14 protein-coding genes are annotated in these 14965 nt (G+C 67.0%); all 14 read left to right on the forward strand.

Annotation, left to right across the window (positions count from 1 at the left end):
* The first annotated feature begins 54 nt into the window (after window positions 1-54).
* Window positions 55-717 (forward strand): cytochrome c3 family protein, encoded by a 663-nt coding sequence (locus QOL62_RS13325; RefSeq protein ID WP_283406630.1) that lies wholly within the window; start codon window positions 55-57, stop codon window positions 715-717.
* Window positions 714-3422 (forward strand): 4Fe-4S dicluster domain-containing protein, encoded by a 2709-nt coding sequence (locus QOL62_RS13330; RefSeq protein WP_283406631.1) that lies wholly within the window; start codon window positions 714-716, stop codon window positions 3420-3422. The genes QOL62_RS13325 and QOL62_RS13330 overlap by 4 nt, the downstream gene beginning before the upstream one ends.
* Complete coding sequence (nrfD, locus tag QOL62_RS13335) at window positions 3419-4777, forward strand: NrfD/PsrC family molybdoenzyme membrane anchor subunit (protein WP_283406632.1); 1359 nt, start codon at window positions 3419-3421, stop codon at window positions 4775-4777. The genes QOL62_RS13330 and nrfD overlap by 4 nt, the downstream gene beginning before the upstream one ends.
* The gene (locus QOL62_RS13340) at window positions 4774-5289 is read left to right on the forward strand and encodes a quinol:electron acceptor oxidoreductase subunit ActD (RefSeq protein WP_283406633.1); all 516 of its coding nucleotides are present in this window, start codon (window positions 4774-4776) and stop codon (window positions 5287-5289) included. The genes nrfD and QOL62_RS13340 overlap by 4 nt, the downstream gene beginning before the upstream one ends.
* Window positions 5286-5768: a c-type cytochrome gene (locus tag QOL62_RS13345; protein ID WP_283406634.1), complete on the forward strand. Its 483-nt coding sequence runs from the start codon at window positions 5286-5288 to the stop codon at window positions 5766-5768. The genes QOL62_RS13340 and QOL62_RS13345 overlap by 4 nt, the downstream gene beginning before the upstream one ends.
* Complete coding sequence (locus tag QOL62_RS13350; RefSeq protein ID WP_283406635.1) at window positions 5765-6655, forward strand: hypothetical protein; 891 nt, start codon at window positions 5765-5767, stop codon at window positions 6653-6655. Before QOL62_RS13345 ends, QOL62_RS13350 begins: the two co-directional genes overlap by 4 nt.
* Window positions 6648-6959 (forward strand): hypothetical protein, encoded by a 312-nt coding sequence (locus tag QOL62_RS13355; protein ID WP_283406636.1) that lies wholly within the window; start codon window positions 6648-6650, stop codon window positions 6957-6959. Before QOL62_RS13350 ends, QOL62_RS13355 begins: the two co-directional genes overlap by 8 nt.
* Entirely contained in the window at window positions 6959-7726 is a 768-nt protein-coding gene (locus QOL62_RS13360; RefSeq protein WP_283406637.1) for an SCO family protein, read from the forward strand. The genes QOL62_RS13355 and QOL62_RS13360 overlap by 1 nt, the downstream gene beginning before the upstream one ends.
* Complete coding sequence (gene coxB / locus QOL62_RS13365; protein WP_283406638.1) at window positions 7708-8661, forward strand: cytochrome c oxidase subunit II; 954 nt, start codon at window positions 7708-7710, stop codon at window positions 8659-8661. The genes QOL62_RS13360 and coxB overlap by 19 nt, the downstream gene beginning before the upstream one ends.
* Entirely contained in the window at window positions 8658-10331 is a 1674-nt protein-coding gene (gene ctaD, locus QOL62_RS13370; RefSeq protein ID WP_103728833.1) for a cytochrome c oxidase subunit I, read from the forward strand. Before coxB ends, ctaD begins: the two co-directional genes overlap by 4 nt.
* Entirely contained in the window at window positions 10328-10948 is a 621-nt protein-coding gene (locus tag QOL62_RS13375; RefSeq protein WP_283406639.1) for a cytochrome c oxidase subunit 3, read from the forward strand. The genes ctaD and QOL62_RS13375 overlap by 4 nt, the downstream gene beginning before the upstream one ends.
* Complete coding sequence (locus QOL62_RS13380) at window positions 10945-11226, forward strand: cytochrome C oxidase subunit IV family protein (protein ID WP_103728831.1); 282 nt, start codon at window positions 10945-10947, stop codon at window positions 11224-11226. The genes QOL62_RS13375 and QOL62_RS13380 overlap by 4 nt, the downstream gene beginning before the upstream one ends.
* Before the next feature lie 13 nt (window positions 11227-11239).
* Complete coding sequence (locus QOL62_RS13385) at window positions 11240-12280, forward strand: AI-2E family transporter (RefSeq protein WP_283406640.1); 1041 nt, start codon at window positions 11240-11242, stop codon at window positions 12278-12280.
* A gap of 185 nt (window positions 12281-12465) precedes the next feature.
* A complete protein-coding gene (locus tag QOL62_RS13390; RefSeq protein ID WP_283406641.1) occupies window positions 12466-14892 on the forward strand; it encodes a membrane-bound PQQ-dependent dehydrogenase, glucose/quinate/shikimate family in 2427 nt (808 codons plus the stop codon).
* Window positions 14893-14965: the final 73 nt, after the last annotated feature.

The raw sequence follows: 14965 nt of genomic DNA on the forward strand, positions 1-14965 counted from the left end.
GCAGGTTTCGTGCGCACCACATGATGGGGCGCGCGCGGCTGGTTAGGAGAGCGAATGTCCCAACTGTTCCGTCCCGGCGCGAATACCTGGGCGAGAGTGGTACTGGCCCTCCTTGTTCTCGGCCCTTTCATGACCATGCTGATCGGGGGGATCATACAGCGCAGCGACACCGCCACCGGGGAGAACCGTTTCGTCGAGCAGCCCGTGCCGTTCAGCCATCAGCACCATGCCGGTGAACTCGGGATCGACTGCCGCTATTGCCACACCGGGGTGGAGAAGGCCGCCAGCGCTGTCGTGCCGCCGACGCACACCTGCATGTCCTGCCACTCGCAGCTGTTTACCGACGCCGAGATGCTGGCTCCTGTCCGCGAGAGCATGGCGACCGGGCAGCCGCTTGCGTGGAAACGGGTCAACAATCTGCCCGATTACGTCTACTTCGATCATCACGTACACGTGAACGGTGGCGTGCCCTGCGCCGCGTGCCACGGGGAGGTGCGCCGTATGCCGCTGACCCGCCAGGCCGCTCCGCTGACGATGGGGTGGTGCCTCGATTGCCATCGCTCGCCCGAGGACAGCATCGTCGCAGCGGAGCGTGAGTTCGCGAGCGCTCCCTACGTGCACCGTACGGCCGCGGATCGGGCAGCAGCCCGCGCCACGATGATGCGGATCGCGCATTCTGGGAAAGACCTGATGGACTGCTCGACATGCCACCGGTGAGCGCTCTTGACCGCCGCGCGATACTGCGCCTGATCGCCACCGGCGCGGCCACCCTGCTGGCGTCCTGCGGGCGGCCGAAGGAAGACATCCATCCGCTCGCCAACCAGCCCGAAGGTACATTGCCCGGCACGGTGCGCCGGTACGCCACCGCGCTTCCGCTCGCAGGATACGGCAGGGGCGTCACGGGGCTGGTTGTCGACGAGCGGCCGATCAAGCTGGAGGGCCTCGCAGCCCATCCCGCCAGCCTGGGATCGACGGATCCGTTCATCGAGGCGGCGATCCTCGACCTCTATGATCCCCAGCGGCTGCGCGCACCGTTTGGGCCGACAGGGCCGTCGAACTGGTCCGCGCTCGCCGCCCTGTTCCGGGAGCAGCTCGCTCCAACGCGGGGACGCGGTGTCGCGGTACTGACAGGCCGGGTGACATCGCCGACCATGCTTGCGCAGCTGGCGGCAGCCAGGACGGCGCTGCCCGAAATGCGCCACGTCAGCTGGGAGCCGTTTGACGACGATGCGCCGCTTGCCGCCGCCCGTGCCGCTTTCGGCAGGCCCTTACTGGCCCGGCCGCGTCTGCAGGATGCCGACGTGGTGCTCCTGCTCGATGCCGATCCGCTCGGCCCCGGGCCCGAGCAGATCGCCCATGCCCGCAACTGGAGCGACCGGCGGCGCAAGGCGCCGATGCACCGGCTCTATTCCATCGAGGCTTCGCCCAGCCTCAGCGGTTCGATGGTTGACAGGCGACAGGCCGCCGGCCCGCGCGATCTCGCCGCCGCCTGCCACGTTCTCGCCGCTGCGCTCGGCGGCGGGTCAGGACCGCTGCCGACGCTGCCGCCGCAATTGGAACGCCTCGTTCGCGACGCCGCCCGCGATCTCAAGGCCGCGCATGGCCGCGCGCTGGTCATCGCCGGTGAGCGGCAGCCCGAAGCCGTGCATGCCTTCGCGGCCTGGGCCAACGGCGTACTCGCCGCACCGCAGGACTGGATCGCCCCCGTTAGCGGCGACGTGTCCCCCCACCGTGGCGGCCTTGCCGCTCTGGCCGACGACATGCACGCGGGCCGTATCGGTGCCCTCGTCGTGCTTGATGCCAACCCGGTCTATGCCGCCGCCCCCGCACTGGGGTTCAAGCAGGCGATGGCGCGCGTCCCCCTCACGATCGCGGCCAGCCGTTTCGGCGACGAAACCGGTGCCGCCTCGCAATGGCGCGTGCCACTCTCCCACTTTCTGGAGGACTGGCACGACTGGCGCGCACCCGATGGCACCGCTTCGATCGCGCAGCCGCTCGTCCACCCGTTCTTCGACACCCGCACACCGGCCGCTATCCTTGACTTGATGATCGATCCGGCGGCGCGCCCCGGCAGCTTCGATGCCGTGCGGGCGCAGTGGACCGGGCTGGATGATGCCGCCTGGCGCACGGCCGTGGCGAGCGGCGTGGTGCCGGACAGCGCCGCGCCCCTGGAGCGTGTGGGCACCGCCGGGCTGGTCCTCCCGCCGATCCCGCCTCAGACCCTGACCATCGACCTGCGCCCCTCCTCCCAGCTTTATGACGGACGCTTCTCCACCAATGCCTGGGCGCAGGAATGCCCCGATCCCATCACCAAGGAAGCCTGGGGATCGAGCGCGCGGATGCATGCCGGCGACATGTCCCGGCTCGGCCTGAAAGAGGGTAGCCTGATCCGCATCGACAGGGGCGGATCGGCAATCCTGCCGGTCCGGGCCGTCTCCGGTCAGGCGCTTGGTACGGTGACGCTGGTGACGGGATACGGGCGCGAGGGTACTGGACAGATTGCCGATGGTCTCGGCGCGAGCGCTTGGGCGCTGGGCGGCAACGGCACCCCCCGCATTGCGGCTCAGGAGGGCGGGAGCTCGGTCGCGACGACACAGCCGGTGTTCGCACTCGAAGGCGAGCTGGAGAAGCTTTTTCCGGTTCTTGCTCCGGCGGAGGCGATGCCTCCCGTCACGCCGAAGCCCTCGCTGCTGCCCAACCCGCCGGCCCGCGGCAATGCGCCGCCGCAATACGCCATGGCTATCGACACCGACCTGTGCATTGGATGCAACGCCTGCGTGATCGCCTGCCAGGCGGAGAACAACGTGCCGGTCATCGGTCCCGATGAAATGGCCGTGGGGCGGGACATGCACTGGCTGCGCGTCGACCGCTACGTCAGCGAAGGAACCGCCGGATTCCAGCCCGTGCCCTGCATGCATTGCGAAAAGGCGCCCTGCGAGCCGGTCTGCCCGGTCGAAGCGTCGGTGCATGACAGCCAGGGCCTGAATCTGCAGGTCTACAACCGCTGCGTGGGCACCCGCACCTGCGAAGCGAACTGCCCGTACAAGGTTCGGCGCTTCAACTTTCTCGATTACGCAGAGCGCTCGGTCTGGGGGGATGCGCCGCATGAGTCCGTCACCGCGCAGCGTAATCCGGACGTCACCGTGCGGGCGCGCGGCGTCATGGAGAAGTGCACCTATTGCGTACAACGGATCGAGGCCGTCAATCACGCCGCCGCTCCAGGGGAGACGCCCGCTCCGGTGGTGACCGCCTGCGCCGCCGCCTGCCCCACGCAGGCGATCCGCTTCGGAACCCTGGACAGCCCCGACATCGCCGGCGCCCGCAAGGACCCGCGCCATTATCGCCTGCTGGAGGAGCTCGGCACGGAGCCGCGCACAAGCTATCTCGCGCGCCGCCGCAACCCGGGGGACACGCCCGCATGAAGCCGCACGCGCGCCAGGGCGGGCAGCGGTGGATACTGCCCTCGATCCAGACGCTGGGCGACGTCACTGAGACGGTCGCTGCGCCCCTGATGGATGTGCGGGCGAAGCGACGCTGGTGGCTCGCCTTCATGGCCGCGCTGGCGCTGACCGCAGTGGGCGCGGTCGCGATCGGGTTCAGCCTGGCTTACGGCCCCGGGCTGTGGGGCAACAACACCGCGGTGGTCTGGGGCTTTCCCATCGCCAACTACGTGTGGTGGATCGGGATCGGCAATGCCGGGACGCTGATCTCGTCGCTGCTCCTGCTCACGCGGCAGAAGTGGCGCGCCTCAATCAACCGCTTCGCGGAAGGCATGACGCTGATCGCGGTCTCCATAGCGGGGATCTTCCCCATCCTGCATCTGGGCCGACCGATGTATTTCTATTGGCTGGCGCCGTACCCGAACACGATGCAGTTGTGGCCGCAATGGCGCTCCGCCCTCGTGTGGGACTTCTGGGCGATCCTTTCGTACCTCCTGTTCTCCGCCATCTTCTTCTATGTCGGCCTGGTCCCGGATCTGGCGACACTGCGCGACCGGCCGGGACGCCGTGGATGGCGGCGGCTCTACGGCGTCGCCGCCATGGGCTGGCAGGGGACGCCGGAGCAGTGGCGCGCGCAGGAGCGGCTTCACCGCACCCTCGCCGCAATCGCCGTGCCCCTCGTCTGCTCGGTCCATTCCATCGTCGGGCTGGACTTCGCGGCAAGTCTGATGCCGGGTTGGACGGAGAGCATCTTTCCGCCCTACTTCGTCGTCGGCGCGCTGTTCTCCGGCTTTGCGATGGTGGTGTTGATCGCGCTGACGATCCGCCGGACGATGGGGCTGGAGGGCATGATCGTGCCTGATCATTTCGATGCCATGGCCCGCATCATCCTTGCCGCGTCCATCGTTATGGGAGCCTCCTACGCGGCAGAGTGGTTCTCGGCCTGGTGGGGTGGAGAGGCCGCGGACCGCCGCGTTGTGGTCTTCGAGCTTACCGGCGCCTACTGGCCGTTCTACTGGGCGATGCTGCTTGGCAACGTCGCCGCGCCGCAGCTGTTCTGGATCCGGCGGCTGCGCACGTCGCCCGCAGCGCTCATCGGGGTGTCCATCGCCGTGCTGGTGGGAATGTGGCTGGAGCGTATCCTGATCATCGCCAACACCCTTTCGCGTGGCTACGTGCCCAGCTTCTGGCGGCTCTACGCGCCCACCCTTGTCGACTTCCTGATCCTGGCCGGGACGGTCGGCGCCTTCCTGCTGCTGTTCCTCATCTTCGCGCGGCTGCTCCCGGTCGTCTCCATGCATGAAATGCGCAAGCTGCTGAAGGAACGCGCGCAGTGACAGTGCTCGCGCTGGCCGCTTTCCCTCATGAGAGCGCATACCTGCGCGGGCGGCATGAGGTGGTCACGCACGAATACCGTCTCGTCGGAGAGTGGCTGCCTTATGGGTCCGAAGCGCTTGGCCCCGGTCCCGGCGCGCGCGGCATTCGGGCAGCCGCCATCGTGAGCGGAGTGCTGGGAGCCGTCGGGCTTTTCGCGCTTACCGTCTGGAGCATGGCGTTTGCGTACCCCTTCAACAGCGGCGGGCGCCCCCTGTTCAGCTGGCCCGCCTACATCCCTGCCGCCGTGGAATTCGGCGCCTTCACCGCCGCTGTCGGTGGCTTGATCTGGTTTTTTCGCGAGGGCCGCCTGACGCGGCTGCACGATGCCGCGTTCGAATTCGCCGAAGTAGCCCGCGCCTCGCAGGACCGCTTCGTGCTGGCAGTCGCCTGCGACGGAGGGGAGGACGCCAACACCGTGCTGGCGATACTCGCAAACGCGGGTGCCGATCACACCCGGCTGGTGACGCCATGAGAGCCGCGGTGCTGCTCATTCCCGCGCTGCTGTCCGCATGCGACCTGTCAATGGCGGACCAGCCGCGGGCCGACGACCAGGAGATGGCCACCCTTTGGCCAGGTGGGCCGCCGCGTCAGGCGATGCCGATGGGCACGGTAGCGCTCGACGAGCCGGCCCGCGACGACGCACTGCGGCATCCTCCAGCGCTGACAGCGGCCTTACTCGACCGTGGACAGGAGCGCTACGCGATCTACTGCTCCGTCTGTCACGGTGCACGCGGCGAGGGCGACGGGCCGGTGGTGAGACGCGGGTTCCCGCCGCCCCCCTCTTATCAGGACCCGCGACTGAAAGCGGCTGCGCCGCGCTACATCGTCGATGTGATCACGCACGGCCATGGCATCATGTACTCCTACGCCGACCGGATCGAACCGGCCGATCGCTGGGCCATAGCTGCCTACGTGAAGGCCCTGCAGCGCCTGCCGGACGCGCGGCGATGAGCGATGCGCTGCACCTTCTGCCGGTGGTCCTCGCCGCGTCCTGGCGCATCGCCTTCCTGACGGCCGGAGCGCCGGTGATCGGCGCGGTACTCCTTCTCGCCATCGGCCGTGTCACGGGTGCGGACTGGCGGCCGCTGAAGCCCTTGGCGGCGATGGCGCCCTGGTTGGTACCAGCCGGCGTTCTGCTCGGCCTGTGCGCACTCGCGATGCCCGTTCCGGAACATCTGTCCCTGTGGATGAGCTGGTGGGGCGTCGGTCTGCGGGCACTTGTCACGACGGGCGCGCTTGCGTTCGCGTCGTCTCGCCTCCAGGCGGGCACCCGCGTGACCGGTGCCGCGATCATCCTGACGCTTTACGCGCTCCTGGCCACGCCGATCGCCAGCGACTGGATGCTCGGCCAGGCCCCGGGGCACCCGGTTTCCGCCATCGGCATGATGCAGGTGACGCAGAGCCTTGCCGGAGCGACCGCCGTGGTCCTGGCGGTTGGGATAGGGCCGCCGGGCTTCCGCAGCGACATGGCCAGGCTGATGATCGCGGCCGTACTGGGCCTCGGTTACCTCGCCTTTATGGACTACCTCATCGTGTGGTACAGCGACCTTCCCTCGCGCGTCGGGTTCTATGTCGTGCGCAGCTCGCCGACGATGGGGCTGCTGGTGTGCGCCGCGCTGGCAGTCGGCGTCGCGGCGCCGATCCTCCTCCTGTGGCTGTCTCGGGAGCGATGGAGCCAGCGTCTCGCCGGTCTTGCCGTCCTTGCTGCGCTGTTCCTGTTCAACGTCTGGTGGATTGGCGGAGGGGTGCCGGCCCTGCTCATCGGGCTGCTGCTGACACTGGCTGCGGCCACGGCGGCCACACGGCGCGGCCGCCGGTCGGGAGACCGCCATGTCTGAGCGCCCAGACACACCCGAGGGCTGGAGCGTGCGCCAGCGGTTGCCCGTGCTCGTGGCGCTGGGAACAGTGGCAACGCTGGTCCTCCTCCTGGTGGCCGCCGGCATCGTCTACGATCGCGCGCTGAGGCCAGAGGCGAGCGGGCCTTACGCGACGCTCCCGTCGCCTGCGCTGGATACCTCCATCCATGACGGAGAAAACGATCCGTATCGGGCTCCCGACCGCCCCGACCGCGATCCCCGGATCGAAGCCGCGAAGCGCGCAGTGGTGGCCGATGGACTGCCGGGATGGGAGGCGGGAATGTGATGCGACTGGGCCTTTTTCTCGCAAGCGTTCTTGCGCTGGTGCCCATGCCCGCATCTGCCGCGCTGAGCGAGCGTGAGCTGTCGCAGGCGGTCGCCACGCCGCCTGCCGGAGCGCGGCTGCCCGCCCTCACCTTTTCCGATGCGCGGGGGCGCGCTGCGAAGCTGGAGACATTGGCAAACGGGACCCCGCTGGCGCTGATCTTCGCCGACTATACCTGCCGCAACGTCTGCAGCCCCGGCCTCACCCTCACTGCCGCACGGCTGCGCGAAACGGGTCTGGTGCCCGGCAAGGCGTTCCGGCTGGTGGTGATCGGCATCGACCCCAGGGACACACGCGCCGACGCTCTGCACTTCGGGCAGGCTATCGGGAGCATGCCCGAGGTAGCGCGCGCCACCCGCTTTCTGCGGGGCGACGCCGCCACCGTAACGGCAACCACGCGTGCGCTGGGCTACGGCCATGTCTATGATCCCGCGGCCGACCAGTACGCGCATGACGCCAGCGTCTACATCTTCGGGGCTGACGGCAGGCTCATCGCGCTTCTGCCCCAGATCGGGCTTCTGGCGGAGCCCTTGAAGGCGGCGCTGACCGGCAACTATCCGGCGGGGAGGAGCGACTGGATCACGCGGGTCGCGCGGGTCTGCTACGGGTTCGCCGCCGCGCACGGCCGGTTCGGGCGGCCGATCCTCCTTGGCCTGCAGGGGCTTGCGGTGCTCCTGCTGCTCTGCGCGGCGGTGCTGGCGTTCCGGCTATGGCGGGTGACGCGATGATCGCCCAGGCCTCGACCTTCGCCTCCCGGGTGGACCTGCTGTTCTGGGGCATCTGCGCCCTCTCTCTGGCGATCATGCTGCTGGTCGGCTCGCTGGTGCTGTTCTTCGCGATCAAGTACCGTCGCGGCACCGCCGCCAAACGGGGCCCCGTTCCCGAAAAAGTCAGCCGTGAGGTCGAGATCGGCTGGACCGCGGCCACCGCTTTCGCCTTCGTGTTCCTCTTCTGGTTCGCGGCCGTCGTGGGGACCGAGCAGTTCGAGGTGCCCGAGGAGGCCCTGGAAATTCACGTCGTCGCCAAGCAGTGGATGTGGAAGGTGGAACACCCCAACGGCACGCGCGAGATCGACGCGCTTCACGTTCCGGTCGGCGTTCCTGTACGACTGGTGATGACCAGCCAGGACGTGATCCACAGCTTCTATGTGCCCGCATTCCGGATCAAGCGCGATGTCCTGCCGGGCCGCTACGTCGAGATCGGGTTCACGCCCGACCGCGCGGGCACCTACCGTCTGTTCTGCGCCGAGTACTGTGGCACGGATCACAGCCGCATGATCGGCAGCATCTCCGTCATGAGCCAGGCCGATTACGCGCGCTGGTCTTCCGCGCGACCGCAGGGCGACAGTCTCGCCGATCAGGGCCGCCTGCTGTTCGAGCGAATGGGCTGCACCGGCTGCCACGGACCCTCGGCGCAGGTCCACGCGCCCGATCTTGCCGGCATCCATGGCCGGATGCAGCCGCTGGACGGCGGCGGCTTCGTGCGCGCCGACGAGGGCTACTTGCGCGATTCCATCCTGCTGCCGCGCAAGGACATCGTGGCAGGCTATCGCCCGATCATGCCAAGCTATCAGGGTATCGCGTCGGAGGACGACCTGATCCGCCTCATCGCATACCTCAAATCACCCGAAGCCTCGAATGACCGGAGCACGACCGCGCCATGAGCGAAGCCGAAGCCAGCGCCCTGGGCCGCGAACCGGGCCAGACGAGCTTCCTGTCCGAAGGCGGCACCACGCTGCGGTCGTGGCTGCTGACCACCGATCACAAGCGGATCGCCTTTCTCTACGCGGCCGGCATCACGTTCTTCTTCTTCCTCGGCGGGGTAGCGGCCGTGCTGATGCGCGCCGAGCTGGTGACCCCGCCGGGTGACCTGCTCACCGCTGACGAATACAACCGCGCGTTCACCCTCCACGGCGTTGTCATGGTATGGTTCTTCCTGGTGCCTTCCATCCCCACTACGCTCGGCAACTTCCTTCTGCCGCTCATGATCGGCGCGCGCGAGGTCGCCTTCCCGCGCCTCAACCTCGCCAGCTGGTACATTTACGTCGGCGGGGGCCTGTTGACCCTGCTGTCTCTGCTGGCCGGCGGGGTGGACACGGGCTGGACGTTCTACACGCCCTTCTCGACGCTCTATTCCAACAGCTACGTGCTGCTCGCGGCGGCCGGCGTGTTCGTGGTCGGGTTTTCCTCCATTGCGACCGGCATCAACTTCCTTGCGACTATCCACCTGCTGCGTGCCAAAGGCATGACGTGGATGCGGCTGCCGCTGTTCGTCTGGGCCATGTACACCGTCAGCGTGGTCATGGTGCTGGCGACACCCGTCCTTGCGATGAGCCTGCTGCTGGTCTTCGTGGAGCGCGCCTTCGACCTGCCGGTCTTCGATCCGCGCGCCGGTGGCGATCCGCTGCTGTTCCAGCACCTGTTCTGGTTCTACAGCCACCCGGCGGTCTACATCATGGTGCTGCCCGCCTTCGGCGTGGTTTCGGAAATCATCGCCTGCGAGGCCCGGCGCCGCGTCTTCGGCTATGACTTCATGGTCTACGCGATGGTGGCGATCGCCGTGGTCGGCTTCATGGTCTGGGGACACCACATGTTCGTGTCCGGTCAGTCACCCTTTGCCAATCTGGTCTTCTCGTTCCTTTCCTTTGTCGTCGCGGTGCCTTCCGCCATCAAGGTTTTCAACTGGACGGGCACGCTCTACCGCGGCCAGATCCGGTTTTCCGCGCCGATGCTCTATGCCCTCGGCTTCGTCGGGCTGTTCACGCTGGGCGGGCTGACCGGCCTGATGCTCGCCTCGGTACCGATCGACGTGCACGTGACCGACACCTACTTCGTCGTCGCGCATTTCCACTACATCATGGTCGGCGGCTCGGTCTCGGCATTTTTCGGAGGGCTCCACTTCTGGTGGCCCAAGATCACGGGACGGGTGTATTCCGAAACCCTCGCCAAGTTTGCCGCCGTGGCCATGTTCTTCGGCTTCAATTTCACGTTCTTCCCGCAGTTCGTGATGGGCTACAACGGCATGCCGCGCCGGTATCACGAATATCCCCCCGAGTTTCAGGTCTGGCATGTCATGAGTTCGACGGGCGCGGTGGTGCTCGCCTTCGCCTACGTGTGGCCGCTCTGCTACCTGACCTGGAGCCTGATCAAGGGGCCACGCGCCGGCGACAACCCCCACGACGCAACCGGGCTCGAATGGCAGACCAGTTCGCCTCCGCCCAAGAACAACTTCGCCAGCCCGCCGATCGTCGAGGTCGAACCGTACCGCTACCATCCCGAAGGCTTCGCCCCGCATGAGGTCGAGCAGACCCACGCTCCACAGGTGCCGCAATGAGCCAGGTGGCGCTGAACGAACCCTGGGCCACGGCGGAACGGCAGGAGGTCGCGACTCAGTTCGGCATGTGGGCATTCCTTGCGACGGAGACTCTGTTCTTCGGTGGCCTGCTGCTCTTCTACGCGGTCGCCCGCTTCAGCCATCCCGCCGGTTTCACGGCCGGAGCACAAGAGGCCGAAGTCACGTTCGGCACGATCAACACGGTCCTGCTGATGACATCCAGCCTGACCATGGCCATCGCGGAACGCGCGGTGAAGGAAGGTCTGGCAACACTTGCCCGCTGGACGTTTGCCGCCACGCTCCTGCTGGGAATCGCCTTTCTGGCCGTCAAAGGCCTTGAATACCATTCGGACATACAGAAGCATCTGGTCCCGGGTCCGCACTTCCGGCTGGAGGAGGTCGGCGCCAGCCAATTCTGGGCGTTCTACTGGACGGCGACCGGCGTACACGCCTGCCACATGCTGATCGGACTGGGCATCGTCAGCCGCATGCTGCTCATCCCGAGCGCCGAACTGCCGAGCCGCTGGACCACGGCGCAGGGCTCGGCCCTCTACTGGCACCTCGTGGACGTGGTCTGGGTGGTCCTCTACGCCCTCATCTACCTGGTGGGCCGATGACGCCCGAGCAACGCGCCCATGTGCTGATCGCCCCGCTCAAAATCTGGGCCGCGCTGATGGTGCTGCTGGCGATGACCTTCGGCTACGCCTTCCTGCCGGACGCGCCGTTCAAGCTAGCGGTGTCCCTCGCCATAGCCGCCGCCAAGGCGCTGCTGATCGCCCTGCTGTTCATGCAACTGAAGCGGGCTGCGGGGCTGGTGCGCTTGGCCGCGATCGCGGGCCTCGTCTGGGCCTCCTTCCTCTACATCATCGCCTTCGCCGATTATCTCACCCGCTGAGGAGCCCCCGCCAATGCCGCAGGCCCTGAAGAATGGACAGGACAGGATGTCCGCCGGAGCCGACCGATACCGTCTCCGCCTGCTTACGCTGATAGCCTTTATACTCGTGGTTGCGGCGCTGCGGGCAAGTTACGCGCTGACGATGCCGATCCTGTTCGCCGGGGTGATCGTGGCAGCACTCTGGCCGCTCAGGGTCTGGCTTGAGAAGTGGTTGCCGGCCTGGCTCAGCTATGTCCTTACGATACTTGCCCTGTTTGCCGTGATGGGAGGCTTCGGCGCCGCGATCTACCTCTCGCTTGGCCAGGTGATCGCCGTGATGAGCGCGCAGTGGTCCACGTTCGAGCAGCTTTATACGTCGTTGGCGGAAAGAGCGGCCCGGATGGGCATCCCTCTCGACGGAGCGGCCGACCGCGCGCGGGTGATCGGGTTTGTCCAGATGCTGGCCTCCAGCGTCTACGGCTTCGTTACCTACACCAGCTTCATCGCGCTGCTGGTCATCCTCGGTCTGCCTGAGGTCTGCCGGGTGCAGGTCAAGATGCGCGAGGAACTGGACCGGCCGGCGCGCATGGAACTGCGCACCACGGCGGCGGCCATCTCGGAACAGGTGCGGCGCTACCTCAGCACAACCCTGGCGACGAGTCTGCTGACCGGCCTGGCCTCGGCCGCGTGGGCTTTTGCGACCGGCCTGGACCTGGCGCTGGTGTGGGGTTTGCTCAACTTCCTGCTCAACTTCATTCCGGTCATCGGCAACATAGTCGGGATCATCCCGCCCGTACTCTATGCCTTCGTGCAGTTCGACGGTTACGGTATGCCGCTTCTGGTGTTCGTCGGTTTCGCGGCGTTGCAGATCATCATCAGCAACTTCGTCTATCCGATGCTGCAGGGACGACAGCTGTCGCTTTCTCCCCTCGCGATCGTCATTGCCATGACCGGCTGGAGTTGGGTCTGGGGGATCGCCGGCGCGCTCATCGCCGTACCGCTGACCGCCGCCACCGTCATTGTCTGCAGTCATTTCGAGCGCAGCCGGTGGATAGCCAAACTGCTCTCCACCTGAAAAACCGCTCCTAGATGGCGCTCCCAAGCGCTGCGAGGGGGCAAGCAAGATCCTGTTCCACAGGAAACCAACTCGGCTGCCGGTGCTTTAGGCCATATCCGAGTGAGCGGCGGCCCACTCCTTACGGGTATATTCGTGCGACTGAGCCGTCGGCTACGCCTCGCGATCAAGGGGAAGCACCGGAAATGAACGCCCCACACAAACCCTCGATCCTGCTGAGGCTACTTGGCGCGCTCATCGGCCTGATGGGGCTGGGCCTCGCTGCAGCCGGCATCTGGCTGATCGCGCTCGGCGGCAGCTGGTACTATCTCATAGCCGGGCTCGCTCTGTTGGCGACGGCGGTACTGCTGTTCCGTCGACAGGCCGCGGCCTTGTGGTGCTATGCCGCCTTGCTCGTCGGGACGATGATCTGGGCGGTCTGGGAAGTGGGCCTCGACTTCTGGTCCCTTGCGCCGCGCGGTGATATCCTTGTCCTAGTCGGTGTCGTGCTCGTCCTGCCAAGGATTGTGCGGCGGCTCGGCGCTGCTCGCTGGCCGGGCCCCGCCTGGCCGCTGGTTGGCTCCCTCGTGCTCGCCGCCCTCATCGCGCTCGGCTCCGGGCTGAGCGACCGCTTCAACATGGACGGCGAGCTGCCCGGCGCACGTGCGCAGGCCAACGCCGATCTCTACTCCGGCGTGCCGCAGCAGGACTGGACCGCCTACGGCCGCTCCTGGCGGGGCGATCGCTGGTCGCCGCTGAACCAGATCACCCCGGCCAACGCGGGCAAGCTGGAGAAAGTCTGGGAATTTCACACCGGCGATCTCCAGCGCAAGACCGACCCGGAAGAATTCACCTACGAAGTGACGCCGATCAAGGTCGGCGATCTCGTCTACTTCTGCTCGCCCCACAACATCGTCTTCGCCGTGGACGCCGAGACCGGACAGGAGGCATGGCGCTACGACCCGAACATCCGCTCCTCCAAGCAGATGCAGCATCTCACCTGTCGCGGCGTCTCGTACCACTCCGCTTCGCGTCCAGGAGCCGAAACGTCCGCCACCGGCGATTGCCGGAACCGCATCATCATGGGCACCAACGATGCGCGCCTGATCGCACTGGACGCGCGGACGGGGCGTCTTTGCCCAGGCTTCGGGGACAATGGCCAGGTCGATCTCTGGCCGGGTGCCCCCGAACACCCGCGTGGCTGGTGGCAGGTCACCTCGCCCCCTCTCATCATCGACAACCTCGCGATTCTGGGCGGCGCGGTCTACGACAACAAATCGACCTTCATGCCTTCCGGCGTCGTCCGGGCCTATGACGTGGTGACCGGCGAACCAGTGTGGGCCTTCGATCCCGGCAACCCGGAAGACACCACACCCAAGGAGGCGGGCGCAGGCGCCTATGTCCCGTCCAGCCCGAACAGCTGGACGATCGCTGCCGCCGATGCACAGCTCGGCCTCGTCTACATACCGACTGGCATGGCCGCCATCGACCAGTGGGGTGGCCGCCGGACACCGGAGACAGAACGGTTCGCGTCTGCGATCGTGGCGCTGGATGCCAAGACCGGCAAAGTTCGCTGGGTCTACCAGACGGTCCATCACGACTTGTGGGACATGGACGTTCCTGCCCAGCCCGCCCTCATCGACCTCGACCTGCCCGACCGGGGACGTGTTCCCGCCCTTGTCCAGTCGACGAAGACCGGCAATCTCTTCGTGCTTGATCGCCGTACCGGTGAGCCGGTCTTTCCCGTAACGGAGCGGCCGGTGCCCGGCGGGGCCGTGGCAGGGGACCGCACGTCGCCGACGCAGCCCTTCTCCTCTGTCAGCCTCATGCCCGAGAAGCCCGTGACCGAAGCGGACATGTGGGGCGCGACGATGTTCGACCAGCTTGCCTGCCGGATCGCCTTCCAGCGCCTGCGCTACGAAGGGCCGTTCACGCCCCCCTCCGAACAGGGAACGCTCGTCTTTCCAGGCAACTTCGGCGTCATGGACTGGGGCGGCATGGCCTACGACCCGGTGCGCATGATTGCCATCGCGCACCCGAACTACATTGCTTTCGTTGACAAGCTCATCCCGCGTGAAAATCCCACGGATCCGCGCGCGGCCGCCGCATCGGATGAACCGCAGGGCCCTTCCGGAGGTTCCGACCTGGCCGGGTCCGACATCAAGGGCTTCAATCCCAACCATGGCGCGCCTTACGCCGTGGCACTCAATGCCTTTCGTTCGGCGCTCGGCCTTCCGTGCCAGGCGCCGCCATGGGGCTACGTGACCGGCATCGACCTCGTGACGGGCAAGAAGGTGTGGCAGCACCGCAATGGCACCACGCGCGACCAGTCACCGATTCCGCTGCCGTTCAAGATGGGCGTGCCTTCGCTAGGCGGTCCGATCGTCACGGCGGGCGGCGTTGCGTTCCTCGGCTCCGCGCTCGACTACTATCTTCGTGCATACGATGTCACCACCGGCGAGGTGCTGTGGCGAGGCCGGCTGCCGGCGGGTGGACAGGCAACTCCGATGAGCTACTGGTCGGCGGAAAGCGGCCGACAGTTCGTCGTGATCGCGGCCGGAGGCCACGGCAGCCTGGGCACGAAAGCGGGCGACAGCATCGTGGCTTATGCCTTGCCAAAGAGCGCGCGATAGGCGTGCGGCTGTGAACGCAAGGCGTAATCAGCGCTGACGGGTTCGGCGCGGGCACGCCTGCCGTTCAGTCCGC

Source organism: Novosphingobium panipatense, assembly GCF_900182875.1.
GTDB classification, from domain to species: Bacteria; Pseudomonadota; Alphaproteobacteria; order Sphingomonadales; family Sphingomonadaceae; genus Novosphingobium; species Novosphingobium panipatense.